The organism is Edwardsiella piscicida (assembly GCF_001896205.1).
In the GTDB taxonomy this organism is placed as follows: domain Bacteria; phylum Pseudomonadota; class Gammaproteobacteria; order Enterobacterales; family Enterobacteriaceae; genus Edwardsiella; species Edwardsiella piscicida.
Genome location: NZ_MPNU01000001.1, coordinates 2,523,549 through 2,549,322, shown reverse-complemented (window position 1 = coordinate 2,549,322; position 25,774 = coordinate 2,523,549). Strand labels below are relative to the sequence as shown.

Sequence of the window (25,774 nt, the reverse complement as noted above, 5' to 3'; positions counted from 1 at the left end):
ATGCCGAATGCTCTGGGGGTCTTGTCGAGCTATCCGCGGGTGAGAAGGGGGATAGAAAAGCTCCCTTAATAAGAGACAAATGATAGCGGTTGGAAATAGTCATCGGTGATAACTAATTTTCGGGGGGGAGTTATCAGTATCATTTTTACTAATAATATACGATGTCATCTCATGCATGACTGTCGCCACAGTGTCGCCCGTCACACACAGGCCATCACATAACACCGTGTTTATAAAGTGATTTTCTACAGGCAATAAAAAACCCGATAACCTTGAACCTAAGCGGCGGGATTATCGGGCTCCTCAATATGGGGACGTCAAAGAAAAGCAGTGGCACTAATTCAGACTGACGGCGGCGAGGAAAGTTCAGCCGCCGGTAAAAAAAGTCATACGTTTTTTTGCGCCGCGCTGTCGGGGCTAGCCGACCACGCCGGGCCAGACGATGACGATAAGGGTACCGGCCAGCGTCAACAGTACGTTGGCGATGGCGTAGGTTCCCGCGTAGCCCAGGGCCGGGATGTTGCTGCGCGAGGCATCGTTGATGATGTCCATGGCGGGGGCACAGGTGCGGGCTCCCATGATGGCGCCGAACAGTAGCGCACGGTTCATCCTTAGCACGAAGGCACCGAAGAGAAAGCAGATCACCACTGGCACCAGGCTGACGATCAGGCCGGCGATCAGCATCTGCCCGCCGACTTCGCCGAGTCCATGGCGCATGCCGGCGCCGGCGCTCAGGCCAACCCCGGCCATAAACACCATCAGGCCAAACTCTTTGACCATATTGAGCGCCCCCTGCGGAATATAGCCAAAGGTGGGGTGGTTGGCGCGCAGGAAGCCGAGCATGATGCCGGCAAACAGCAGGCCAGCGGCGTTGCCAATGCCAAAGGAGAAGCCGGTGAACTGGAAGGTGATCAGGCCGATCATCAGACCGATGATAAAGAAGGCGCAGAACGCCAGCAGGTCGGTTACCTGGCTGTGAATAGAGATAAATCCGATGCGATCGGCCACGCTCTTGACGCGGCGGGCGTCACCGCTGACCTGTAGCACGTCGCCTTTATTCAGCACGATGTTATCGTCGATCGGCATTTCTATTTGGCTGCGGATCACGCGGTTTAAAAAGCAGCCGTGGTCGGTCAGCTTAATCTGGCTCAGGCGTTTACCGACGGCGTTGCTGTTTTTGACAACGATCTCTTCGGTGACGATGCGCATGTCCAGCAGATCGCGGTCGAAGACCTCTTTGCCGTTGCGGAAGCTGGGATCGAGACGGGCGTGAGCGTCCGGGTAGCCGACCAGAGCAATCTCATCGCCGACCTGCAGTACGGCGTCGCCGTCCGGCGTGGCCAGAATACCGTTGCGGCGGATCCGCTCTATATAGCAGCCGGTCTGGCTGTATATGCCCAGCTCGCGCAGGTTTTTACCGTCGGCCCAGGCGACCAGCTCGGGGCCGACGCGATAGGCGCGGATCACCGGCAGAAAGACTTTGCGCTGCGTGTCGTTGTCCAGCCCCCGCTCGCGGGCGATCTGTTGGGCGGAGGTGGGCAGATCCTGGTGCTGTAGCTTGGGCAGATAGCGGGCGCCAAAGATCAGGCTGACCAAGCCGACCAGATAGGTCAGGGCATACCCTAGGCTAAGGTGATCCTGCAGCTGACCTAGCTGGGGATTATCGGCCATGGTCTGACGCAGGGTATCGCCGGCACCGACCAGCACCGGGGTTGAGGTCATCGACCCGGCCAGCATGCCGGCGGTCAGGCCGATATCCCAGCGGAATAGCTTACCCAGCCCCAGCGCGATGCACAGGGCGCTGGCCACCATCACTAGCGCCAGCATCAGATAGTTTTTACCGTCGCGGAAGAAAATGGAGAAAAAGTTGGGGCCGGCCTCGACGCCGACGCAGAAAATAAACAGCATGAACCCCAGGTTGAGGGCATCGGTGTTCATGGAAAAGTGCTGTTGTCCGAGCAGGAGAGAGACCACCAGTACGCCGATGGAGTTACCCAGTTGGATAGAGCCAAGGCGCAGCTTACCGAGGCAAAGCCCCAGCGCCAGTACCACGAACAGCAGCAGGATATAATTGCCTGTTAACAAACTAGCGACATCAATATTCATGTAGAATAACTTATCGTTAACTATCAGGTTCTTGATATGATTGACTATTAGAGCTAAATTCAACCATAGAATATAAGAGAATTCACCTAAGATGCTGGATTGGTGAATGGTGGATACCCGCGGGGTATGACCGCCCATTTTAGACGGTTGGCTGGCGGACAGCCAGTAAAAAGCCGTTCTCAGTTGATGGTTCGTTGTTTTTCTGCGCCGGGGAGTGCTTTGTTCACCGCCGTCGGGCCCGTCCAATGCGGCGCGCCTGTCACGGGGGAGAGCAGATTCAGCGTTTCGCTATAGGGAGGGAGAACATGGCGAACGGACGGCGTTGGTTTACCCTAATACTCTGTTTTTTGATGGTGACGACACTGTTTCTGCTGTCGCACTGCTATGCCCAGGCCAACGGCGGTATCGCCGAGCCGCCGGGCGTGCGCCTGGGGCTGCTGCTGTATATGCTGCCGGGGTTTATCCTGTGTCCGCTGGCGCGTCGTCAGCGGGTGCTGACGGTCTTTTGCGGAGCGCTGGCGTCAGCGACGTTTTGCCAACTGCTGCATATGCTGTGGCTGGCCGATGACGAAACGCCGCTGCAGCTGCTGCCCTATACCGCCAGCATGGTGTTCTGGTGCGTGTTCGGTGCCCTGCTGTATTGGTTCGCCGCAACGCTGTGTGGTCAGCGGGCGGTGAGATAGCGTAGACCGATTAATCCCTAGCGCCTTGGGCGATAGCATCGCCGCATAATAAAAAACCCGCCGCGGCGGGTTTTTGCTGTGCAGGCGCGTTATTCGGCCTTATCAAACAGCCCCAGGTGCGCTTTGGCATAGGCCTCGAAATCGGTACAGCCGCCGATATGCTGCTGGTCGATGAACACCTGCGGAACGGTTTCTACCGGTTTGCCCACGGTCTTAGAGAGATCGTCTTTACTGATGCCTTCTGCATGGATGTCGACGTAGCGGAAGGTGAAGTCGTCGCGCTCGGCGGCCAGTTTTTCAGCCAGCTCTTTTGCACGGACACAGTAGGGGCAGCCCGGACGCCCAAAGATTACAGCAAACATGGTAGGACTCCTTAAAGAGATAGAGGCGCTCGCCGAATCCAGACCGGGTTCGGCGGACGCTCGGAATTGGGATTACTATGCCTGTTAGCGTCGGCAAAAAGAAGTAGGATTTGCCTGTTACTTTGATAAATTTCATCTATTCAATGACAAGGTTTGGCCGATGGCGGCGCACGCGGTGTCTCCGCCGGTGAGCGTAAAGGGGTAGACTGACCTCGTTACGCCGCGCGTCCGCCATCGGCGCGGCCTTCCGTTTCAAGCGACTTACCGGGGAGCACTGTTTCGTTATGATGTCGACTATCGATTTGCTGCGCGATCACCGTTCTATCCGCCAGTTTAGCGCCGAGGCGATCGGCGAAGCGCAGCGGCTGGCAATCCTTGAGGCGGCGCGCGCCACGTCGTCGTCCAGCTTTCTGCAGTGTACGTCAATTATCCGCGTCACCGATCGCGCGCTGCGTGAACAGCTGGTCGAGCTGGCCGGTGGACAGCAGTATGTGCTGGACGCCGCCGAGTTCTGGGTGTTCTGCGCAGACTTCCAGCGTCACCATCAGATCTTTCCGCAGGCGGAGCTGGGGTCGGCTGAACAGCTGCTGCTGGGCTGCGTCGACACGGCGCTGATGGCGCAAAATGCGCTGACGGCCGCCGAGTCGCTGGGGCTCGGGGGGGTATTTATTGGCGGGATACGCAACAGTATTGAGCAGGTGACGACGCTGCTGGGCTGCCCGCGGCATGTCCTGCCGCTGGTGGGGCTGTGTTTGGGGCATCCGGCGCAGCATCCGCAGCAAAAGCCGCGCCTGCCGCTGAGCATTCTGGTGCATGAGAATGGCTACCAGCCGCTGGATCGCGCCGCGCTGGCGCAGTACGACGCCCACGTCGCCGCCTACTATGCCCAGCGCAGCGATAACGTCCGCCAGGAGAGCTGGAGCGAGCAGATGAGCCGCACCCTGGAGAAGGAGCGGCGTCCCTTTATGCTGGCCTACCTGCAGCGTCAGGGGTGGATCACCCACTGAGCGCCGGAGCGCGGCGATCAGCGGGCGCTGAACTGGTTGCTGTCGCGGTAGTAGCGAAAGCCGACGGCGCCCAGGCGTGACTCCAGCAGGGGCTGTGGAATCGCATAGCGGGCGCACAGCGCCTGCAGCGAGTCGCACTCGTCGCGTAGCTTCATATTAATGATACTCAGCAGCATCAGTGGTTCCATCGTGGCGTAGCGGGATAACGGCATGGCAGTCTCCTGATGATTGGCCGGCCGGGCTTTTTGCCGCGACCTCGGGGCAATTTATTGCCCCCGGGCATGGCTAAAGTGAATAAAGTTCCGTAAGCTATGCCCCCTTTCTGACTGTTTATTATTACCTGATTTATCTTTGTAAGGTAGAGCGCTATGGATCCACTAATCGTCCCCGATCTGGATGTGCTGCGGCACTGGCTGGATCAACTGGGCATCACGTTCTTTGAGTGTGACTCCTGCCAGGCGCTGCATTTACCGCACATGCAGAATTTTGACGGGGTATTCGACGCGAAGGTCGACCTGATCGATAACACCATCCTGTTCACCGCGCTGGCGGAGGCGCGTCCTACGGCGCTGATCGCGCTGGTTGGCGACCTTAGCCAGATTAATGCCAGTACGCTGGGCGTCAAGGCCTTTGTCGATATCCAGGATGACAACTTACCCAAGTTTATTGCCTGTATGTCGCTGAATGCCAGCGTCGGTGTATCCCAAGAGCAGTTTGCCGCCTTTATGCAGCAGGGCGAAGAGCAGATCTCGATGGTGATGATGGAGGCGCGGGCCAACGGCATGCTGTTCCTGGGAGAAGGCGAAGAGGGCGAAGAGGGTGAGTTTAGCGCCGAGAGCGGCGCCAGCGGGCCGGTTATCCACTGACATTCATTGCCTAACATATTGACATCGCATCCGAATCGGCATGGTTGACTTGTGTCATCCGTGTGGAGTCCCTATAGTAGAAAGCCCGGTATTTCTCAGGGCTGGATGATATGCTGCAGAGGATTCACGCGCTGCCGCGCAGCGATGGAAGTGGTTTTGCTCCGGTACCGGTTCTGGTCGCCGGGATGGCGATTATCGGCATTCGCCTGGCGGGCGCCGTGCTGCTGTTGGTGACGCTGGGGGCCACGGGGTTCGCCGATTTTGTCAGCGGCGCCTGGCAGACCTGGGAGAGCGGCGCACTGCTGCTGGCCGGACTGGGGCTGTGGCTGACCGAACTGGGCTGCGGCGCAGCGGTGATGCGCGGTAGCGCCCGCGGCCGCGGGATCTATCTCGGCTGCCAGCTGCTGGTGACCGGCTATATGCTGTGCTCCTCCCTCGGCGGTTTTCACCCCGAGCTTTTCAGCGTGGACGGCGACAACAGCGGCCAGATCGTGCGCGCGCTGCTGGGGCAAAAGCTGCCCGATCTGCTGATCCTAGCGCTGCTGTTTATCCCCTTGGCAAGCCGTCGCTACTTCCGGCGACGGCTGTGATACAATCCTCCGCCCCGACCGTTTCCATTTTTATTTCCATCAAGTGAGTTGTGATGCACTGTGCCCAGTATCAGGCGGGCCGCTGTCATTCCTGCCAGTGGCTCTCTATTCCCTATTCCCGTCAGCTGGAGGATAAACAGCGACACTTGGCCGCGCTGCTGAGCGGGCATCCCGTTGCGCAGTGGCTGCCCCCCCAGCCCAGCGCCGAGCAGGCGATGCGCAACAAGGCGAAAATGGTGGTCAGCGGCAGCGTCGAGCGTCCTCTGCTGGGCATGCTGCAGCGCGACGGCAGCGGGGTGGATCTGTGCGACTGCCCGCTGTATCCGGACAGCTTTGCCGCCGTCTTCGCCGCGCTGAAAGCCTTTATTCCCCGCGCCGGCCTGACGCCCTATAGCGTAGCGCGTCGGCGCGGGGAGCTTAAGTACCTACTGCTTACCGAAAGCCGCTTCAGCGGCGAGATGATGCTGCGCTTTGTGCTGCGCTCGGAGACCAAGCTGGCGCAGCTGCGTCAGGCGCTGCCGTGGCTACAGGCGCAGCTGCCGGCGCTGACGGTGATCAGCGTCAATATCCAGCCGGTGCACATGGCCATTCTGGAGGGCGAACGGGAGATTTTTCTGACGTCGCAGCAGGCGCTGAGCGAGTCGTTTAACGGCGTACCGCTCTATATCCGCCCGCAGAGCTTCTTTCAGACTAATCCCGCGGTGGCTCAGGCGCTGTACGCACAGGCGCGCGACTGGGTGCAGGCGCTGGGGGTGACGGAGATGTGGGATCTGTTTTGCGGCGTCGGGGGGTTTGGTCTGCACTGTGCGACCCCGGAGATGACGCTGACCGGTATTGAGATCAGCGCCGAGGCCATCGCCTGCGCCCGCCGTTCTGCGGCCCAGCTGGGGCTCACGCAGGTCAACTTCGCCGCGCTGGACTCCAGCGCCTTTGCCGACGCGCGCAGCGCGGCGCCGCAGCTGGTGCTGGTGAACCCGCCGCGGCGCGGCATCGGCGCGGCGCTGTGCGACTATCTGAGCCGCATGGCGCCGCCCTATATTCTGTACTCCAGCTGCAATGCCCAGAGCATGGTGCAGGATATTGAGCGTCTGGCCGACTACCGGCTCGAAAAGGTTCGCCTGTTCGACATGTTTCCCCATACCGCGCACTATGAGGTCCTGACGCTGCTGGTGCGCGCGTCTGCGTAGTCCCGCCGTCGCATCGGCAGCGGGCCGGCGTCAGGGACGGTAGGGGATCCCCTCCAGCTCCAGCAGGGCCCGCTTGATGGCCAGTCCACCGCTGTAGCCGGTCAGATTGCCGCCCTTGCCAAGAATGCGATGACAGGGGATCAGAATGGCGATCGGATTACGCCCGACGGCGCCGCCGACCGCCCGCACGGCGCGCGGATTGTCCAGCCGCTGGGCGAGTTCGCCATAGTGGCTGCACTGGCCATAGGGAACCTCGCACAGCTGCTGCCATACCTGTCGCTGAAAAACGGTGCCCTGCGGTGTCAGCGGCAGATCTTGCCAGCAGGGACGCTCTTTGGCGAAGTAGGCATCGAGCAGGGCGCGGGTGCGCCGCAGCAGGGGATGCGCGCCGCATCGGCGCCAGTCGACGGGGATCACCCGCGCGATCACCTCATTGGGTAGCCATAGCTGGCTTAGACCGTCGCCATCGGCGGCCATCAGCAGCGGGCCGAGGGGGGAGTCATAGTGGTCGTAGTCCATAGCGTATCCTGAAGCGTGGCGCCGACGGGCGAAGTCGACATGCTAACAAATCGCGCCCGGAGCGCCAATCGGATGCGTTCAGGAGGCCGGGAACCATGTGTCGCTGATCTTCTGATAGGTGCCATTCGCCTTGATGGCGGCCAGCGCCTGATTCAGCTGATCTAGCAGCGCCTGGTTGTCCGGACGCACCGCGATACCCAGCCCGATGCCGAAGTACTGCGGATCGGTGACATGCTCGCCGACCGCCGCCAGCTGCGGATTGTTTTTTAGCCACTCATTGACCACCGCGGTATCGCCGAAGACGCCGTCAATACGCCCGTTTTTCAGATCCAGAATCGCATTCTGGTAGCTATCATAGGCCACCGGCTTGATCTCCGGATGCTTATCCTGCAGGTACTTCTGGTGGGTCGTCCCGTTCTCCATGCCAACCCGCAGCCCCTTCATATCGGCTATCGTGTGATATTTGTCCTTCTGCGCGATGATGATCGCCGAGTTGGCGTAGTAAGGCTGGGTGAACGCCACCTGCTTCTGCCGCTCCGGGGTGATGTCCATGCCGGAGATGACGGCATCGTAGCGCTTGAACTTCAGCGCCGTGATCAGGCTGTCAAAGGCCTGGTTGTTGAAGGTGCAGTTCGCCTTCATTTCCTGGCACAGCGCCTTGGCCAGATCGATATCGAAGCCGACGATGTTGTTGCTGGCATCCAGAGATTCGAACGGCGGGTAGGTGGCCGATGAGGCGAAGCGGATATTCTCTGCCGCCTGGGCGCTGAAACTGAGGGCGGCAACGATGGCGCAGGCCAGTAATTTCTTCATGCTTAACTCCTGTACAAGGCTAATCCCGAGGAATAGAGGGCGTCTGTCGATTCCCCTCTGCCTGGGGCTCGCGCCGGGAACGATCGGCGCGACGGCGTAGGCGAGGGGCTGGAGTTGAATGTGCCATTGAGTGAATTATTATGCAATAGATATGGATAAATATATTTTTCTGTGTTTTTTGTTGGATGTAAAAAAAGGTCGGTAATAACCGACCTTTCAATGTGTTGAACAGTTTAGCTGCGCTGCTCAAACGCCAGCGCTCTGCGCTCAATCATGCGCATCATCAGCGTCAATAGACCGTTGACGCACAGATAGACCAGGCCGGCGGCGCCGAAGACCATCACGTCGTAGGTGCGTCCATACAGCTGCTGGGCATAGCCCATCACCTCCATCAGGGTGATGGTGTAGGCCAGCGACGTGCTTTTAAAGATCAGCACCACCTCGTTGGAGTAAGAGGATAGCGCGCGCTTAAAGGCATAGGGCAGCAGGATCCGCAGGGTTTGAGCCTTAGACATGCCCAGCGCCGCGCAGGATTGCCACTGGCCGTTGGGGATGGCGCGCATCGCGCCGTAAAACAGCTGGGTGCTGTAGGCGGCGCTGTTGAGCGCCAGCGCCAGCATGGCGCACAGCCAGGGCTGCGATAGGGCGCTCCACAGCCAGGGGGTGTCGCGGATCCAGGTAAACTGCCCGGGGCCGTAGTAGATCAGGAAAATCTGCACCAGCAGCGGCGTACCGGTAAACAGGGTGATGTAGCCCTGCACCAGCGGCGTCAGGATCAGCGGTCGCAGGGTCAGGATCACGGTAAAGCACAGCGCCAGCGCCAGGGCGACCAGCAGGGAGACCACGGTGAGAGATAGGCTGGTATGCAGCCCCTGCAGCAGATCCGGAATATAGCTCAACATTATGCGGCACTCCGTTCAAAGCGGGTGGTACGCAGCTCAATACGCTTGAGAATGTATTGGCTGAACAGGGTGATCACCAGGTAGATCGCCGCCGCGACGCAGTACCAGGTAAAGGGCTCCTGGGTACGGGTGGCGATGCTCTTGGTCTGCAGCATCAGATCGTTAACGCTGATCAGTGAAACCAGCGCGGTATCCTTGAGCAGCACCAGCCACTGGTTGCCCAGCCCCGGCAGGGCGTGACGCCACATCTGCGGCATCACCAGGCGGAAGAAAATATGGGTTTTACTCAGCCCCAGCGCCATTCCGGCCTCGCGCTGCCCCTGCGGTACGGCCTTCAGCGCACCGCGCAGGGTCTGAGAACCATAGGCGGCGTAGAGCAGCGCCAGCGCCAGCACGCCGCACAGGAACGGGCTGACTTCGAAGTTCTCGATATTCAGCTGCAGCCGCAGCGTGGTAAAGCCCAGATTCAGGTCGATGCCGTCGGAGATCCACAGCAGCATCTGAGACGAGCCGAAGTAGATAAACAGCACCACCAAGATCTCCGGCAGTCCGCGCAGCAGGGTAACCCAGGCGGTGCCCAGCAGCGCCAGCGGACGACAGCGGACAGATTCCCATACGGCGAACAGCATGGCGAGCACCAGGCCGAGCAGCAGGGAGCAGAGGGCCAGACCGACAGTGATGCCGGCGGCATGTAATAAGGGGGTCAATTCAATCATTGCATGACGCCTATCCCATCAGGCGGCCCGCGCCGCCTGGATGATCCTAACCATAACGCCTACGGAGATAGGCACTACTGGCGCTTCCGGTGGTTACTTCTGAAACCACTTGTTATAGATAGCCTGGTACTGGCCATCCTGCTTGAGCTGGTTCAGCGCCGCGTTGAACTGCTCCAGCAGCGGGCCGTTGCCCTTGCGAACGGCGATCCCCAGGCCGGTGCCGAAGTAGTCGGCATCGGTGACCTTCGTTCCGACCGGCGCCAGATTGGGGTTTTGCTTCATCCACTCATTGACCACCGCCGTGTCGCCGAACACCGCATCGATACGGCCATTCTTCAGGTCGAGGATGGCGTTCTGGTAGCTGTCATAGGGTACCGGCGTCAGCTCGGGGTGTTTGTCCATCAGGTATTTTTGATGGGTGGTGCCGTTCTGGATCCCGACGCGCTTGCCTTTCAGCGCGGCCACGTCGGCCACCTTGCCTTTTTCGGCGATGAACAGCGCGGAGTTGTCATAGTAGGGCTGGGAGAAGTCGACCTGCTTCTGCCGCTCCGGCGTGATGTCCATGCCGGAGATCACCGCATCGACGCGCTTGAACTTCAGACTGGGGATCAGGCTGTCGAAGGACTGGTTGCTGAAGGTACAGGTGGCCTTCATCTGCTGGCAGATGGCGTTGGCCAGATCGACGTCAAAGCCCTGCATTTTATTCTGCGCATCCATAAATTCGAACGGTGGATACGAGGCTTCGGCGGCAAAACGGATGGTTTGCGCCGCGGTGGCAGAGACGCTGATACCGGCTAACATCGCAGCAATTATGATTTTTTTCATCGCAGACTCCAACGGGTTACGCTTGGCCTCGCGGGCCATCAGTGGGACAGATATCCGGCAAACGCACTGGTCTGCGGATCACTAAAGTGGCTGGCATCGCCCTGTTCAATAATGCGACCCTGCTCCATATAGACAACGCGGCTGGCGGTTTTGCGCGCGACCTCCACTTCGTGGGTCACGATCACCTGGGTGATCCCGGTTTCGGCCAGCTCGTGAATAATGCTGACGATCTGCGCGGTGATCTCCGGATCCAGCGCGGCGGTCGGCTCGTCGAACAGCAGTACCTGCGGCTCCATCATCAGCGCGCGGGCAATGGCGACGCGCTGCTGTTGACCACCGGAGAGGTGCAGTGGGTAGCGCGCCACGAACTCGCTCAGACGCAGGCGCTGCAGCAGTTTTTCGGCCCGCGCCCGCGCCGCCTCTTTCGACAGTCCCAGCACCCGGCAGGGGGCCTCGATCAGATTTTGCATCACCGTCAGGTGTGGCCACAGGTTGTACTGCTGGAACACCATGCCGACGTTGCGGCGCAGATCGCGGATAGCGTTCTCCCCCGGCGGCTGGCGAAAGTCAAACTGGTGGCCGGCGATGCTCAGGGCGCCGGAGCGCGGCATCTCCAGCAGGTTTAACACCCGCAGCAGGGAGCTTTTTCCCGCGCCGCTCGGCCCAAGCAGAACCAGCGTCTCGCCGGCCGGGCACGCCAGGGTAATATCAAACAGCGCCTGGTGTGCGCCGTAGTAGCAGTTAATGCCGTCGATTTGAATACTCATGCGCTTAATCTGAATAGCCATTGATAAGGCAAAGAGTAACTTCATCAGAATAACTATGCAATATTGGTGGGTTAAAATTTAAGAATATGCACCCTAACCGCTCAGAAAGAGAACGATATCGGGTTAGGGTTCGTCGGCTGGCGCGGGGCGAAAGGGTGTGCTAAGGCGGCGCGGGCGGCCAGGGGCCGCCCGACCGTCGTATTAGTCGTAGTCGATGTTGATGGTGACGTTGGCCTCTAGCTGACCGGGCTGCACCTGGCGACGGTCGTAGAGGTAGTAACCGGCGCGGATGGGGATGCTGAATCCCTGCTCAGGCAGCGTCGTCCACTGGGGGATCAGCCGGATGACGCTGGGCTGAGCCGCTGAGCCGCTCAGCGTGATGGGCTGCTGCTGTTCGTCGTACAGAATAAACCCGACGCCGCCCGGCCCCGAGTGCGGCCGCACGACGCGGGGATTCTCCGGCAGCAGCGTGTCGCTGCTCAGGGTCACCTGCAGGGTGCGGTTGGTCTGCGCCCCGCTCAGTTGGTCGCATTGGGCGACCAGGGTGTGGTCGGCGATCGCGCTGGCGATCGCGCCGCTCTGCGTCAGGTCGCTGATGGAGACGGGCGGCAGCGTGAGCAGGGTGTCCGTAAACTGGCAGGTGGTCGCGCGGTAGTCCAGCGTCAGATTCAGATTCACTAGGTACAGATCGTTTTCCGATGCGGGCCATTTCCCGGTGAAGAGAAACGCGAGGAGACGCCGGAGAAACTCCAGCAGAGAGCCGGATGAACCGCTGCCGGCGCTGATCACCATCGCGGACTCCAGCAGATACTGCCCTTTTGGGGCGACCCGATCGGTCTGGGCGGGGGCGACCTGCCTGGCGGTGACGGTGATCTGATCGAGAAACTGCGCCGCCGTATAGCTGCCCTTTGGTAGCTTGATGGTTGCCTTGGGCGGCGTCTGGACGCGGATCTCGATAAAGACGTTGTCATAGAACTTGACCACGACGCCCCGTTCGTAGGGCGTGCCGAGATGCACTTCGTTTTGCTCCTCACTGTAGTCGTCACATACGGTTTGCTTGCTGAACAGCGGCAGCGGGACAGACACCTGCTGCCCGCTGGAAGACATATCCTGATTACTCATCCGTACCTGCCCCAGCTGGCTCTCCGAGCCCGGACTCGCTAGCTTGCACCAGGAGAGCGCCGGGCCGCTGAGTAGCAGCAGGGCGGTAAAAAGATAACGGCGATATTTCATGATGTAACCTCATCAGACTCAGCGGCAAAGGTGGGTTTGACTGCTCAGCGTGGCGGCTGAGAGGGTAAGGGTGCAGCGGGTGCCCGCCTGCGGATCCAGCGGTACCGTCACCTGCGCCGGCAGCGTGTCGCTGCGCAGGGAGATCATGCCGCCCTGACCGACCAGCCCCAGGGCCTCCCCGTCGAGGCCGTTGACCGGATAGCCGAAGCCGAGCGGCGCACCGTCGGCACGGCGCGCCTTAAAGTAGAAGCGTTGGCGCGTATCGGTCTCGAAGCGCGCCAGCACGACGGCGCCTTCATAGGGCACCCGCTTCTGCATGTTCCCCTGTAGCTCCACCGTATCGTCCTGCGGCGACGGCGTCAGACGCAGGCTGTTTTCGCGGTAGGGGGTCAGGGCGGCGTAGAGCGCCTGGCCGGCGCCGTTGGTCGCGTGGTAGCCATAGCCATTGACGCTGGCGTCGCGCAGCCCCGGGGCATCGACGATCGCCATGGTGTCCGTCAGGGCGTTGCTGAACAGCACGCCGCCGCGATAGGCCAGCACGCCGCCGCTGATGCCGGCGCTGGTCTGACGGTAATCCTGCGACTGGCTGTAGCTGGCGCTCAGGGTCGCCGAGCGGGCCCGATAGCTGAGGTTGGTGCCCAGCGCGGTGAGGCGATCCTGACGTTGGTTATTGAGGCTGACGCTGTAGTTAAACTGCTGCCACTCGCCGGCGTAGCCGCTCAGAGAGGCGTTGTTGGACTGGTAGCCATCGCGATCGAAGGTGGTGGCGTTCGAGAGATACAGGGTGCGTCGCGGTTCGCCAACGCTCAGCGGCAGGGTGAAGTAGAGATAGAAACGGCGGTCGCTGTTCAGCCCCTGATCGTAGGTCTGGCTGGCGGCCAGGGTATAGCTGAGCTGCTGCCAGCTGTTGCTGTAGCTCACCTGATAATCCTGGCGACGGGCGCCGTCGCCCCAGTAGTCGCGCCAGGTGCCGGAGAAGAACACGGAGCCCCAGCCCTGCGGCAGCGTCTGGCTCAGGTTGATGGCATAGTTATTCTTACGGCCCGGATCGTAGCGGTAATAGTCCCAGTCGCGGGTCGGGCTGCCGCGGTTGTCATTAAGATAGAGATGATCGCTCAGGGTGCGGTAGTGGCGTGACGAGTAGCGGTAGGCGGCCAGCGAAAACTGGGTCGCCGTGGCGGTCAGGTATTTGTTGTAGGCTATCTGGTAACTTTGCCCGCGCTGTTCGCCGCGATCCGTCAGGCGGCTGGCGGAGTGGGTGATATCCAGCGAGAAGGCGCCGATGGCCGTGTTAAGGCCGTTGCCCAGCAGTAGCGCATAGTAATCCTGGCTGGCCTGGGCGCCGCCGTAGAGGGTCAGCAGGCTGTTGAGACCGTGTTGGTAGCTGCCCTGAAAAAAGCCGCGCTGATCGTTGATGTCATTGAGGTAGGTTTTCCCCACCGCCAGATCGTACTTGCCAACCCCCGGCTGCAGCATGTTAGGCAGGGAGGAGTAGGGAACAATAAAGCGATTGATGCGTCCGTCCGCCTCCTGCACGCTGACGTTGAGATCGCCGCCGCCGCCGACCAGCTGCAGATCTTCGATAGAGAACGGCCCCGCCGGCACCTCTTTGCGATAGACGATGATATCGTTTTGCTCGACGGTGACCAGCGCGTTGCTCTGGGCTACGCCGCGCACCAGCGGGGTGAAGTTCTGCTTGGAGCTGGGCAGCATGCGCAGATCGCTATACAGACGGACGCCGTGAAAGCGCACGCCGGTAAACAGATCGGAGGCGCTGTACATGTCGCCGACGCGCAGCACCCCGTTGATCGGGGCAAAGCTGCGCTGCAGATAGGCGCTGTTGCTGCTCCAGTCACCGCGCTGGGTATCGCGCTGATTATAGCTGGTGGCGGCGCGCAGCTGCCAACCGAACAGGTTCAGACCGCTGTTAAGGTTGAGATAGGTATTGCTGCTGTGGCCGCTGCCGCGGTAGTCGCTATAGTAGTAGCTGGCGTTATAGCTGGTGAAGAAGGCGTTGATGCCGCGATCCCAGCTTTCTGGGGCGATATAGCCCTTTTCTCTGCCGATCACGAAGGCCTGTGGCACGGTCAGATCCAGCTGCAGGAGGCCGGTGTTAAAGCGGTAGCTGCCGCCGTGCAGCGCCTGGCGCAGCGGAATACAGCGCGTATCCCTCGGCGACGCGGGGAGCTTAATACCCAGCCCGCGCAGCTGCGACTCGCTCAGACAGGTGTTGTCGGGCCGTTGGCTGACGGTCAGTGTATACACGCCGCGCCATTCGCCGTTGACCATGATGTCCAACGGATAGTCGCCGGGGTAGGGCGCATTGGGGTCCAGCGTCATCTGACTCAGCTGGCGGTCTTTCGCCGTGCCCTTAAGAAAGTGGGTATCGAAGGTATCTGTCGCGCTGGCCACGGCGTAGGCCGCGGGAAACAGTAGGGCCAGGGAGAGGGTAATGGCGTTTAACCTGAGCATCCGTGCCTCACTCGTGCAAGTTAGTTAAGGGGAATGGCCTGCTGACGCTTTACGCCATAGTCATTCAGATAAGAGAGGGTCAGCGTGGAGACCCCGCCCGGCAGGCCGGCGCTGGCGATGTGCCGTTGGGAAAAGGGGGCCAGCATCAGGGTTGTCTTTAGCAGCGGCGCCCGTTCACCGGCGCCGAGCGCGGTAATCGTGATGTGGTTAGGCGAACGGTTATCCAGCGTCACCCCCTGCGCATCGCGGCGGGCGGAGAGCTGAGCGATGGCTTTTTCGTCAAGCGCGGTGATCCCCTGGGGACGGTAGAACAGCTTGATGCGGTTTTGCATCGCCAGCTTGAGCAGGTTGCCGCTGCGCGCCGGGTTATCCGGCGGAATATCGATCACGTTGAGGTAAAACAGCGACTCCCGATCCTGCGGCAGGGCGTTGGGCAGGGCCCGAATCCGCAGCTGCTGGCCGTTACCGGCCGTGACGGTGGCGATTGGCGGCGTCAGCAGGAAGGGGGCCTTAACTTCTTCGGGGGGGACGTTGGGGTCTCCCTCATCGATCCAGGATTGGATCAGGGCGCTTTTATCACCGCGGTTGGCCAGCTGAACGGTGATCTCCTGGCGCTGGGCCGGGTAGACAATCCGCGTGCCGTAAATCACGATGGTGGCGCAGGCTGGCCAGGCGGCGATGGCGCACAGCAGGGCGAGCAGAGCTTTCTTCATAGGGTCACCAAAGGGAATAGGGACTCCCTGCGGAGTCCCGGAGGTTAAGGTTAATCGTGGGTGATGGTGTAGGTGACGGCGGAGCTCACCGGGCCTTTGTTCACAATGTCGCCGACTTTGTGGTAGTAGGCGGTGATGGGCAGGACATAGCTGCCGTCCGTACCGGTTAGCGTGTGTTGGGTGTTATAGCCATTGATCAGCGTATCATTGACCTTCAGCTGAAAGCCGACGCCGGTTTCGGCGCCGTTGGTCGGGGTGATCACGCCTTTGTCTGTCATGTTGCTATTGGCGAAGCTGAGCGTCAGGGTATCCCCCTCATAGCCGCTGCAGACGATGTTGATATCGGCCTGCGCGGAGGCGCCGGTATAAATCTCACCCGGATTGACGTCAATAAACTGATCGGCGCCGACCAGCGGCAGCTGGAGCAGCTGATCTGAGTTTTGCATCGTGCAGGAGGCGCCCACGATTTCGCCCTGAATCCGCAGCTGACCCGAGGGGCTGGAGGCGGCAAATACTGCTGATGAAATAAAAAGGCCGCTTAACATCGCTATGGAAATAATACCGTTATTCATGACAACTCCTTGTTTTTGGATGGACATCATTCCGCCGCGTGATGGGATGCATCACAGAACGGAAAAATCTCACCTTTAAAAAATAAAATCACGATTGACAGGCTATTGCTTTTTTCTAGCACTTTATTCTTGTCTGACTCTTTTAGTTTGTAACTAATACGAAGTTCGTATTTATCTCGGCAAAAAAGAGTATTTTAATTTGCTGCTGTTGCTATCTAATTTAAAGAAAAAATAATAAGCATGACACTGATTAGCTCCCTAGTGGAGTCAATAGCTTTTATTGCACCATCATTCAGATAGGATGTTTTGACAGCTGAATAATTACCGAATATGCTTAGGCAGCCTATTCAGTTCATACCTTTGCGCCTGCGGCTATCGTCGCGGTATACATAGGTAATCTATTGTAATACCAGTAATAGTCGGCGGTTTATGCCGGCTGCGTGGGGCGTCTATGGACGTCGAGGCATCGTTTATTACTTTTCTCTGATTATATCGTGGGGTGATATCTCAATTAGTTATTAGTCAGCGCTTCGCCTTATCGTTAAAAATTAGTGTCTGCGTTTCCATGAAGAGGATTTCATGATGGCGATAAGCCATGACGTATTTAAGGAAAAAAACGGGCTGTCATTAATTACCCAACCCACGCTACAGTCGATGCTTTTAGTCGATGTGCTTAATAATTATCTTAGCGTACCCATTTATCTGTGTGACGCGCCCAGGAATTCAACTTATTTATTGGACGACTGTGCCTTGATTATATTTGATGCAATGCTGCTCGACGGTGATCCGGCGCAGCGTTCGTCTTGGCTTGAGGCTATATTTAACCAGCGCGTTGGTCGGCGAATTATTTTGATCAACGTGAATACGCATGATGAGGGGCTGGCGTGGCATCAGCATGGGAATATCATCGCCGCCTTTCCGGCCAAGACGCATCAGCAGGCGCTGATCCGTCGGCTGCGCACCCTGCTGGTGGCCGCGCAGGAGGACGAGCCGGGCGAGGCGATCCCCGTGCCGCGCCTGACGCGATTAACCCTGCGCGAGCTGGAGGTGCTAAAGGCGATGCAGCAGGGGGCCAGCAATCTGGATATCTCGCGTATTTTGTATATCAGCGAAAATACGGTCAGAACACATATCTATAATATATTTAAGAAAATAGCGGTGAAGAACCGGATCCAGGCGGTGAAATGGGCCGATACGCACCTGTGCGGATAGCGGAATATGGACAGCGAAGCTGACGTCGTCAACCACGGCGGGTAATATCTGCGCTGGAGAAGATAACCCGGAGAGGCGACGCGATGAGGGGAAAAACGGCCACCCTATTGGCACTCTTACTGCTGGTCGGCTGCCAGCAGTCACCTACGCTGCGCGATCGCGGCGGCTATTGGGTGGATGATAGCCAGCGCGCGCTGCGCGCCGAGCCCCGGATACGCTATCTGGTGCTGCACTATACCGCGGAGGATTTTCCGTCGTCCCTGCGGGTGCTGACGGGGAAACGGGTCAGCGCGCACTATCTGGTCCCCGCCGCGCCGCCGCAGCGGGGCGGCCGGCCGGTGGTGTGGCAGCTGGTGCCAGAGTCGCGCAGCGCCTGGCATGCCGGGGTCAGCTATTGGCGCGGGCAGACCCATCTCAACGATAATTCGATCGGCATTGAAATTGAAAACCCAGGCTACCGGCGTACGTCGCACGGAATTGTCTGGTATCCCTTCACTCCGCAGCAGATCACCGCCGTTCGCGCGCTAGCGCAGGATATTGTCCGGCGTTACGCCATTGCGCCGCAGAATGTGGTCGGGCATATGGATATTGCGCCGCAGCGCAAGGTGGATCCCGGACCGCTGTTCCCCTGGCAGATGCTGGCGCAGCAGGGTATCGGCGCCTGGCCGGAGGCGGCGCGGGTCAGGGACTCTCTGCAGCGCTATCGGCAGCGTCCGCCGGACGTCGCTTATCTACAGCGGCGGCTGGCGCAGTGGGGATATCAGATTGAGCCCAGCGGAATTAATGACGCGGCCTCCCGGCGGGTCATTGCGGCGTTTCAGATGCACTTCCGCCCGACGGATTTCCGCGGAGAGCCGGACGCCGAAACCACCGCTATCGTCGATGCACTGATCGCGCAGTACGGCGCCGTCGATTAAGCTGCTCAGCGGTGCTGCAGGCGGCCATGGTCACGCAGCCAGCGGGCGGTGCGCACGATCCCGTCCTCCAGCGTCACGATAGGCTGATAGCCGAGCTCACTCTGCGCCCGGGCGGTGTCCAGCGTCATATCAAAGTTCAGCTTGGCCGCGCCGTAGTGGGTCAGCGCCGGCTCTTTGGCGCTGCGCGTGCTCAGCTTTTCCATTCCGCGGGCGATGATATCCAGCAGCGGATAGGGGATCGTGCGCAGACGGCAGGCGATCCCCAGTTCATCGATCAGCTGCTGCAGCATCAGGCGCAGCGTCTGCGGCTGGTGGTTGGTGATGTTATATACCCGTCCCGAGGCGGTGTCCGGGCGCTGACTGGCCAGCCACATGGCGTGCACCGCGTTCTCTTCGTAGGTCATATCCAGCAGGGTGGAGCCGCCGTGCGGCAGCAGTAGGTAGCCATGCTTTTTCATCGTGCCCATCAGACGGGGCAGCAGCACCTTATCGTGGGGACCAAACAGCCCCTGCGGACGTAGAATGGTAAAGTGGGTCTGCGGGTTGGCCAGGGCCAGCGTACGGATCACCTCCTCGCCCGCGGCCTTGCTGCGCGCATAGTAGTTGGCGTAGCGCGTCGGCGTAAACTCTTCTTTAATGTCGTGGTGGTGGCGATAGTCAAAGTAGACGGCGGGGGAGGAGATATGGATAAACTGACCCACGCCATAGGCGGCGGCCCATTCGCCCAGGCGGCGGGTGGCCCGTACGTTGGCGGTTTCAAACAGCGCCTGGGATCCCCATGGCGAGGTAAATCCAGAGCAGTGCCACAGAGTATCAACGTCGTTCAGCATCGCTTTCGCCTGCGCCGAAACCAGATTACCCAGATCGGCGTGGATAAAATCCGCCCCCATTTTTTGCAGCACCTGCCCCATGGCCAGATTATCCCCCGCTGCGCGGACGCTGATCCCCCGCTGACGTAAATATTCAACGGCATTACGCCCGAGACCGCTGGTTGCACCGGTCACCAAAACTTTCATACTTGCCTATCCACCGTGGGCCACCCATCGGGCCGTTCGTTGCGGCCGGTTGTACGTGGCCATCTGACTGCTGCGGGAGCGCCGATCGCTCCGGCTGCGCAATAAGGGTGCCATTTTTCCGTGAATCGGCGCGACATGCAATCGGATTACTTAGCAGAATTGTAATATCGGCGCTGGTTGCCCCTGCGGTGAACAGCCCGGCGCCGTCGGATTTACCCCGGCGCGCCGGGGGTTAGGACGCCGGGGACGGCGGTTTGCCGGATGCGCTCCCGGCCTGCGGCGGATGCGCCTCGTCCCAGGCCTCGGCCAGTTCGGCGATGCGCTGCGCCATGCCGCGAAAGATAAACAGGTGAGCCGGCATCATGGTAAACCAATACAGCAGGCCGGAAAAACCGGCGGGATGCCACCAGGCGCGCACGTCCAGCGTGCGCAGACCGTTGTGTTCGCCCAGGGTAAAGCTAAGGCGCCCCAGCCCCGGCGCCTTCATTCCAAACAGCAGGGTCAGCTGATGCTCGGGCTGCAGAGCGATCACTTTCCAACCGTCGATAAGATCGCCTATCTGCAAGGTTGGGCGCGCCGGGCGGCTATAGACGACCCGGTTACCGGTGAGATCGTCAAGACGGGCGCGGATCTGCCACAGCAGATTGGCAAAGAAGTAGCCGTTGTCGCCGCCGATCTGCTGTATCACCTGCCACAGCGCGCGGCGCGAGGCGGTGGTGTCGATTTGGCACCCTGCCTGCTTCGGGTAGAAGCCGTAGCCCGGTCGCCAGCGGGCGCGGGCCTGCGGATCGTAGCCCCAGTCGGCGGAGTCGACCACCTCGCGCTCACGGGCAAGGGTCTCGCTCAGCGCGCGATCAAAGCCGATCAGCGTCTGTGGGATCAGGCGGGCGATGGCCGCATCGTCGGCGGGCAGATCGTGCTTCAGCCCTTCGATCAGCGCGCGGGCGGTGCTGGTAGGAACCGAGGTGATCAGGTGTAGGAAGTAGACCGAGATCAGGCGGGTCGGGATCGGCAGGGGGATCATCCAGCGCCGCTTGCCGCTGACGCGGATAAAGCGTTCAAACATGGTCTGATAGCTCATGTACTCCGGCCCGGTGACGTCGAACGTCCGGTTCTCGTCGTCAGGCAGCTCCGCCAGCGCGCTGAGATAGGTCAGCAGATTCTCCAGCGCGATGGGCGAACTTTTGGAGCGCACCCAGAGCGGCGGCGTCAGAATGGCCAGGTTATAGACCATGTCGCGCATCACCTCAAAAGCCGCGGAGCCAGGGCCGATGATGATCCCGGCGCGGACCTCGGTAACGGGGACGCCGCTGGTGCGCAGAATCTCCCCGGTTTCGCGTCGGGCGGCAAGGTGACGCGACGAGGGCTGCGCCTCCCGCGGCTGCAGCGCGCCCAGAAAGATAACCTGACGTACCCGGGAAACGCTCAGCGCCCGGCTAATGTTTTGCGCGGCCTGCAGCTCGGCGCGGACGAAGTCGTCACCGTCGCCCATGGCATGCACCAGATAGTAGACCACGTCGATATCGTCCAGCGCCGCCGGCAGCGTCTGCGGCTGGTACAGATCGATATACTGGCAGCTGACGCCGGGCCAACCGCGCGCCTGTAGCCAGCCAATGCGGCGGGCGGCGGCGCGCACCCGGTGTCCACGGGCGCATAGCTGTGGAATCAGATGCTGCCCGATATAGCCGCTGGCACCCAAGACCAGAATACGCTGTTCGCCCATGGTGAGATCTCCGCGCTGAGAGGTTAGCCGTAGGTGGCGTGGGCGTGCGGCGCACCGTTCGCCGGACGGTAGGTCTGGCGGAAGGTTTGCCACAGTTCGACCAGTCGCTGCAGGTCGGCGCGGGTGACGTCCAGATGGGTCACCAGCCGCGTGGTTGTGCCCGCGCTGATCAGGATCCCGCGCTGGCGCATCCAGGGGCCCAGCGCGGCGGCCTCATCGGCCTCCAACTGTAAAAATAGCATATTTGTCTGGGCACCCGGCGCCAGCACCCGGACTCCCAGGGAGGAGAGCGCGTCGGCCAGCCAGGCGGCGTTAGCGTGATCGTCGCGCAGACGCTCGACGTTATGACGCAGCGCGTAACGCCCTGCCTCGGCCAGAATACCGGCCTGACGCATGGCGCCACCGGTCATTTTACGCCAGCGGCGCGCGCGCTGAATAAAGTCGGCGTCGGCGCACAGCAGCGAGCCGACCGGCGCCCCCAGCCCCTTGGAGAGGCAGAGGGTGAGGGTATCGCAGTATTGGGTCAGGGTCGTCAGCGGCACCTCAAGGGCCACCGCGGCGTTCATGATACGGGCGCCGTCGATATGCAGGCTCAGCCCCTTTTCGCGGCTAAACGCCCAGGCCTGTGCCAGATAGTCGAGCGGTAGCACCTTGCCGTTATGGGTATTCTCCAGGCTGAGCAGGCGGCTGCGGGCAAAGTGAATGTCGTCCGGCTTGATCACGTCGGCAACCCGCGCCAGCGGCAGGGTGCCGTCGGGCAAGGCGTCGATGGGCTGGGGCTGGATACTGCCGAGCACCGCCGCGCCGCCGGCCTCATACAGGTAGTTATGCGCCTTTTGGCCGACGATATACTCCTCGCCGCGCTGACAGTGGCTCAGCAGTGCCACCAGGTTGGCCTGGGTTCCGCTGGGGAGAAACAGCGCCGCCGCTTTGCCGCTCAGCGCTGCGGCCTCCTGCTCCAGGCGGTTGATGCTGGGATCGTCGCCGTAGACATCATCGCCGACCTCGGCGCGTGACATGGCCAGACGCATGGCCTCGCTCGGGCGGGTAACGGTATCGCTGCGCAGATCTAACATGGGGCACTCCTTGGTCGGCAAAATCCATGGGAAAGCCCCAGTTGTACCATGCCGCCGTCGGGCTGCCAAAGAAAAAGCGGGTGCAGACGCGTTTACCGATAGACCACCGTGTACTGCCCCTTGGCGCTGACGCTGCCGCTGTGCGGGCGCTCGCCCAGCCGGACGTAGTACGCGGTAAACGGCACCTCCAGCGTACCGCTCTCCGGCACCGTCAGCGCCAGGCTGTAGCGCTCGCTGTTCCACTGCACCCAGCTGTCGCTGAGCCCCTCCTTGACCATAAATCCCACCGCCGCATCCTCCTGCGCCGGCAGCAGCCACGGCGGCGTCGCGGCATTGAGGGCGCTGAAGGTCATCGTCAGCTCGGTGCTGACCCCGCCGTCGCAGCGCAGCAGCAGCGTGCGCTGGCTTTTGCCCTCCTCGACGGGGCGTGCCAGCGGACTGCTCCTCAGCGCGACGTATGGCAGCGACGGCAGATGAAAGGTGAGCGCGTTACTCACCACTTCGCAGGCGGCCAGCTCCAGCGTCCCGCTGACGTAGATATCCCCGGCCTTCTGTCGCCGGCCATCGCGCGTTTCCATCAGGCTGACCAGCGGCGAGTGCAGCGAGATCTCGCCCCCCTCGGTGCGGCCGCCGCGCTTGATCAGGGCGATCTCCGCCTCCAGCTGCAGGGCGTCGGCGCCCAGCGGCGCCGTCTCCAGCGCAATATCGATCGCCAGCCCCGCGATCGGGCTGCCCAGGCGGTAGCGTCGCCGCGGCGCGTCTTGGCTCAGCACCTCGCCGCGCGGCAGCAGGCTGATGCCGTCCGGGTCACAGGGGCCGGTGCAGGGCAGGGTCAGCCGCAGCCGCTGGCGCGCCAGCGTCTCGCCCACCGCCACGGCGCCGCCGTTGGACAGGTGGCCAAAGTCGACCCGGGTATCGGTCTGGGCCGCCGTCAGCGCGGGGAGTAACAGCAGCAGGGCGGCGGGATAGCGTCGGTTGGCCATGGTTTATTCACACTCCAGCGTCACCAGGTGGATCGTCTGCGCCGCCGCGGGCAGCGCGTAGCGGGCGTCGCAGCTGACGCGGGCGCCGTCGAGAGTGGCCTGCACCGTCAGCTCGCCGCGCGCGGGCAGACCACTGAAGTAGATCTGCCCCGCCTCGCCGACAAAGCTGCGGCGCACTGGCCCCGCGCCCGGCGTCAGGGTCACGCTGCTGCCCAGGGGCAGCGCCTTGCCCCGGCGCTGCAGCGTAAACAGCACCCGCTGACCCCGATTGACGTGAAATCGACTGACCACCAGGGCGCCGCGGGTGGGGATCACCCGGCGGTGGGTGCCCTCGTCGGCCTCGACGTCGTCCGCCAGGCGCGCCACGTCGATATCCAGGGCGTTGGGGCCGTAGCTGCTCAGGTTGGTGACGATCCCGCGGCCAAAGTAATCGGTCTGCACTGCGCTGCTGCCGCTGATCGGCACCCCGCCGGCCCCGTCGGTGACGACCAGCGCATTGCCCTGGGTATGGGAGAGCGGGCGGCTGGCGGTCACCCCGTAGGGGTGCACGGCGACGGCGCCGCGCAGGCCATAGGTCAGGTTGTCGCGCCGACCGTCGCGCGCATAGGCGGCGTTGGCCTCGGCGTAGCGGCCGGTGTAGCTGGTGTTCACGTCTAGCTGATCGCCGCGCTGGAGATCCTTGCTCAGTCCGTAGCTCAGCGCGCCGCCGGGTAGACCGCCGCTCAGCCCCAGCGCGCTGGTGACCCGCCCGTTGAGGGCGCGCACGTCGCTGCGCACGCTGCTGATATAGGGGCCGAACAGCCGGTCGAGGGGCACCGAGAGGTTGGCGAACAGCAGATCGTCGCGCTGCCCGCTGTCGCGCGCCCGGGTGTGGTTGTAGGTCAGGGAGATCGCGGCGGCGGGAAAGGTGTAAATATAGCCCGACGTCAGGGTGACCCCGGGAGTAGTGCGGTTCCAGTAACGGTTGCGGCTGAGGCTCAGCGACAGCTGCCCCCACGCCTGCAGGGACTGCTGGAGGCTGACCTGCAGGTTGGTGCGCAGGTGCAGGGCGTGTTCCCGTTGGTTGAGGCGGTCGACCGCCTCGTTGAAGTCGTAGTAGTCGCGGGTGCTGTAGCGGTAGCCGGTAAGGTTAACCGTAGTGCCGGTGGCGGCGAAGGCGTTGGTGTAGAGCACCCGGAAGGCCTGACCGTGACGCGGATCGGCCGCACCGTCGCGGCGGAGTTCGGCGCTGGCGTGGGTGATGTCCAGCGCCAGCGCCCCCAGGGCGGCAAAATCGCGGCTGGCGCCCAGCAGCAGCGAGACGTAGTGGCTGGCATAGAGCAGATTGCCGTACAGGGTGGTCTGGTTGCCGACGCCGCGCGCCAGATCGGCGTAGAGAAACCACGGCTCAACGCGGGTGGCGCTCTCCAGACCGCGGTATTTGCCGGCGCTCAGACGGTAGCTGTAGCGCCCCTCGCGCTGCATCAGCGGCAGGGCCGCGCTGGCCTGGGTATAGCGACGCACCGTGCCGTCGGCGCCCTCGATCTCCACCTCGATATCGCCGCTGCTGATGTTGCTGACGTCATCGAACTCGAACTCGCCGGCGGGCACGCTGCGTTGGTAGATGATTTGCCCGGCCTGACGCAGGGTGACCCGCGACTGGCCGGTGGCGACGCCGCGGATCAGCGGGGCGTACTGACGGTAGACGCTTTTGAGCATGTCGCCGTCGGAGGCCAGACGCACCCCGGTGAAGGGGAAGTTGACGGCGAAGTCGCTGGCCAGATGGGTCTGGCCGGCGGTGAACAGGCCGCCGTTAAGGGCGGTGTAGATGCGCTCGACATAGGTATTGTTGGACTGAAAGCCTCGTGGGCTGCCGTTGCCGCCGCCCAGCCACAGGGACTCGTTGCGCAGGCGCCAGGCGCCGTAGTTGAGGCTGCTGCTGAGGGCGAGGGCGTTGTAATAGGTGCCCTCGCCGCCCGACTCCATACGCTGACCGCTATAGCTGTAGTTGACCAGCAGAGCGGGCACGCCGTGATCCCACAGGGGCGGCGGGGTCTTGAAGTCGCCCTCTTTCAGCAGGTACTTCTGCGGCAGGGTGATCTCCAGACGCTCCCGGTTGAAATCCAGGCGCACGTCGGCGTCGGGCAGGCGACTGAGCAGGGTCGCCGCACGCTGTGCCGGATCGGCCAGCGTTGGGTTGGCCGGCGCGGGCAGCTGGGCCAGCCGCTCGGCGTCGATGCCCAGCTGCTGCAGATGCGCGGCGTCGAGCAGGGGCAGCAGGTTGGCGTTATCGGTCGGGTTCACGATGAGCTCGACGCGCTCGCGCGTCTGGTAATCGCCGTTGACGTAGAGCGCCAGTCCATAGGTGCCGGGGGCGGCGGCGCCGTCGCGGCTAAAGTAGGCGAGATCGACATCGCCGCCCCCGCGGTGCAGGGTTAAAAAGTCGGCGTCGAACTCGCTGCGCGCTAGGCCGGCGGTGGGTGACAGGGCATAGAGGCACAGCAGGGCGAGCGGGAACGTCAGCGGGCGCCGCAT

Annotated in this window: 25 protein-coding genes; 7 read left to right on the top strand and 18 right to left on the bottom strand. The window is 61.7% G+C overall.

The window, feature by feature from the left end:
- Positions 1-417: 417 nt before the first annotated feature.
- Positions 418-2,106, bottom strand: a complete 1,689-nt coding sequence (locus BRD58_RS11690; protein WP_015461847.1) for an aspartate:alanine antiporter — start codon at positions 2,104-2,106, stop codon at positions 418-420.
- Positions 2,107-2,411: 305 nt separating this feature from the next.
- Between BRD58_RS11690 and ybjM the strand changes: the two genes are divergently transcribed.
- Positions 2,412-2,789 carry an inner membrane protein YbjM gene (ybjM, locus tag BRD58_RS11685; protein WP_012849072.1) on the top strand — a complete coding sequence of 126 codons (378 nt, stop codon included), beginning with the start codon at positions 2,412-2,414 and terminating at the stop codon, positions 2,787-2,789.
- Between the two features lie 89 nt (positions 2,790-2,878).
- Here the strand turns inward: ybjM and BRD58_RS11680 are convergent, their stop codons facing one another.
- A complete protein-coding gene (locus tag BRD58_RS11680) occupies positions 2,879-3,151 on the bottom strand; it encodes a GrxA family glutaredoxin (RefSeq protein WP_012849071.1) in 273 nt (90 codons plus the stop codon).
- A gap of 284 nt (positions 3,152-3,435) precedes the next feature.
- Between BRD58_RS11680 and nfsA the strand changes: the two genes are divergently transcribed.
- On the top strand, positions 3,436-4,158 hold the full coding sequence (gene nfsA / locus BRD58_RS11675; protein WP_012849070.1) for an oxygen-insensitive NADPH nitroreductase: 723 nt from the start codon (positions 3,436-3,438) through the stop codon (positions 4,156-4,158).
- Between the two features lie 17 nt (positions 4,159-4,175).
- Here the strand turns inward: nfsA and BRD58_RS11670 are convergent, their stop codons facing one another.
- Positions 4,176-4,370 (bottom strand): DUF4250 domain-containing protein, encoded by a 195-nt coding sequence (locus BRD58_RS11670; RefSeq protein ID WP_015461846.1) that lies wholly within the window; start codon positions 4,368-4,370, stop codon positions 4,176-4,178.
- Between the two features lie 156 nt (positions 4,371-4,526).
- On the opposite strand from BRD58_RS11670, the gene BRD58_RS11665 reads away from it, so the two are divergent.
- The 3 genes from BRD58_RS11665 to rlmC all read left to right on the top strand — a co-directional run bounded on the left by BRD58_RS11665 (position 4,527) and on the right by rlmC (position 6,801).
- Positions 4,527-5,024: a type III secretion system chaperone family protein gene (locus BRD58_RS11665; RefSeq protein WP_012849068.1), complete on the top strand. Its 498-nt coding sequence runs from the start codon at positions 4,527-4,529 to the stop codon at positions 5,022-5,024.
- Between the two features lie 110 nt (positions 5,025-5,134).
- The gene (locus tag BRD58_RS11660; RefSeq protein ID WP_015461845.1) at positions 5,135-5,614 is read left to right on the top strand and encodes a YbjO family protein; all 480 of its coding nucleotides are present in this window, start codon (positions 5,135-5,137) and stop codon (positions 5,612-5,614) included.
- 53 nt (positions 5,615-5,667) lie between these two features.
- Positions 5,668-6,801, top strand: a complete 1,134-nt coding sequence (rlmC, locus tag BRD58_RS11655; RefSeq protein ID WP_012849066.1) for a 23S rRNA (uracil(747)-C(5))-methyltransferase RlmC — start codon at positions 5,668-5,670, stop codon at positions 6,799-6,801.
- A gap of 30 nt (positions 6,802-6,831) precedes the next feature.
- Here rlmC and BRD58_RS11650 read toward each other — a convergent pair whose 3' ends face one another.
- The 10 genes from BRD58_RS11650 to BRD58_RS11605 form a co-directional block, all read right to left on the bottom strand.
- Positions 6,832-7,320 (bottom strand): methylated-DNA--[protein]-cysteine S-methyltransferase, encoded by a 489-nt coding sequence (locus BRD58_RS11650; RefSeq protein ID WP_012849065.1) that lies wholly within the window; start codon positions 7,318-7,320, stop codon positions 6,832-6,834.
- A 78-nt stretch (positions 7,321-7,398) separates the two neighbouring features.
- Positions 7,399-8,133: an arginine ABC transporter substrate-binding protein gene (locus BRD58_RS11645; protein ID WP_015461843.1), complete on the bottom strand. Its 735-nt coding sequence runs from the start codon at positions 8,131-8,133 to the stop codon at positions 7,399-7,401.
- Positions 8,134-8,366: 233 nt separating this feature from the next.
- Positions 8,367-9,035 carry an arginine ABC transporter permease ArtM gene (artM, locus tag BRD58_RS11640; protein ID WP_073383049.1) on the bottom strand — a complete coding sequence of 223 codons (669 nt, stop codon included), beginning with the start codon at positions 9,033-9,035 and terminating at the stop codon, positions 8,367-8,369.
- Complete coding sequence (gene artQ, locus BRD58_RS11635; RefSeq protein WP_012849062.1) at positions 9,035-9,751, bottom strand: arginine ABC transporter permease ArtQ; 717 nt, start codon at positions 9,749-9,751, stop codon at positions 9,035-9,037. The genes artM and artQ overlap by 1 nt, the downstream gene beginning before the upstream one ends.
- Positions 9,752-9,844: 93 nt before the next feature.
- Positions 9,845-10,576 carry an arginine ABC transporter substrate-binding protein gene (artJ, locus tag BRD58_RS11630; RefSeq protein ID WP_015461842.1) on the bottom strand — a complete coding sequence of 244 codons (732 nt, stop codon included), beginning with the start codon at positions 10,574-10,576 and terminating at the stop codon, positions 9,845-9,847.
- A gap of 38 nt (positions 10,577-10,614) precedes the next feature.
- A complete protein-coding gene (gene artP, locus BRD58_RS11625; protein ID WP_015461841.1) occupies positions 10,615-11,343 on the bottom strand; it encodes an arginine ABC transporter ATP-binding protein ArtP in 729 nt (242 codons plus the stop codon).
- A gap of 201 nt (positions 11,344-11,544) precedes the next feature.
- Positions 11,545-12,576: a fimbrial protein gene (locus tag BRD58_RS11620; RefSeq protein ID WP_015461840.1), complete on the bottom strand. Its 1,032-nt coding sequence runs from the start codon at positions 12,574-12,576 to the stop codon at positions 11,545-11,547.
- A gap of 18 nt (positions 12,577-12,594) precedes the next feature.
- Complete coding sequence (locus BRD58_RS11615; protein WP_073383044.1) at positions 12,595-15,048, bottom strand: fimbrial biogenesis outer membrane usher protein; 2,454 nt, start codon at positions 15,046-15,048, stop codon at positions 12,595-12,597.
- A gap of 20 nt (positions 15,049-15,068) precedes the next feature.
- Positions 15,069-15,761: a fimbria/pilus periplasmic chaperone gene (locus BRD58_RS11610; RefSeq protein ID WP_012849057.1), complete on the bottom strand. Its 693-nt coding sequence runs from the start codon at positions 15,759-15,761 to the stop codon at positions 15,069-15,071.
- Positions 15,762-15,811: 50 nt separating this feature from the next.
- Positions 15,812-16,333, bottom strand: coding sequence for a fimbrial protein (locus BRD58_RS11605; RefSeq protein WP_015461838.1), 522 nt, complete (start codon positions 16,331-16,333; stop codon positions 15,812-15,814).
- A gap of 858 nt (positions 16,334-17,191) precedes the next feature.
- Between BRD58_RS11605 and BRD58_RS18240 the strand changes: the two genes are divergently transcribed.
- Together BRD58_RS18240 and BRD58_RS11595 are read left to right on the top strand one after the other, a co-directional pair.
- A complete protein-coding gene (locus tag BRD58_RS18240; RefSeq protein ID WP_236721595.1) occupies positions 17,192-17,545 on the top strand; it encodes a LuxR C-terminal-related transcriptional regulator in 354 nt (117 codons plus the stop codon).
- A gap of 83 nt (positions 17,546-17,628) precedes the next feature.
- Positions 17,629-18,462, top strand: coding sequence for an N-acetylmuramoyl-L-alanine amidase (locus BRD58_RS11595; RefSeq protein WP_012849054.1), 834 nt, complete (start codon positions 17,629-17,631; stop codon positions 18,460-18,462).
- A gap of 5 nt (positions 18,463-18,467) precedes the next feature.
- Here BRD58_RS11595 and BRD58_RS11590 read toward each other — a convergent pair whose 3' ends face one another.
- The 5 genes from BRD58_RS11590 to BRD58_RS11570 form a co-directional block, all read right to left on the bottom strand.
- Positions 18,468-19,478, bottom strand: coding sequence for an NAD-dependent epimerase/dehydratase family protein (locus BRD58_RS11590; protein ID WP_012849053.1), 1,011 nt, complete (start codon positions 19,476-19,478; stop codon positions 18,468-18,470).
- Between the two features lie 232 nt (positions 19,479-19,710).
- Entirely contained in the window at positions 19,711-21,201 is a 1,491-nt protein-coding gene (locus BRD58_RS11585) for a DUF2867 domain-containing protein (RefSeq protein WP_073383035.1), read from the bottom strand.
- A gap of 23 nt (positions 21,202-21,224) precedes the next feature.
- On the bottom strand, positions 21,225-22,277 hold the full coding sequence (gene ltaE / locus BRD58_RS11580) for a low-specificity L-threonine aldolase (RefSeq protein ID WP_012849051.1): 1,053 nt from the start codon (positions 22,275-22,277) through the stop codon (positions 21,225-21,227).
- Positions 22,278-22,369: 92 nt separating this feature from the next.
- Positions 22,370-23,260, bottom strand: a complete 891-nt coding sequence (locus BRD58_RS11575) for a fimbrial protein (RefSeq protein ID WP_073383030.1) — start codon at positions 23,258-23,260, stop codon at positions 22,370-22,372.
- 3 nt (positions 23,261-23,263) lie between these two features.
- Positions 23,264-25,774, bottom strand: coding sequence for a fimbria/pilus outer membrane usher protein (locus BRD58_RS11570; RefSeq protein WP_073383025.1), 2,511 nt, complete (start codon positions 25,772-25,774; stop codon positions 23,264-23,266).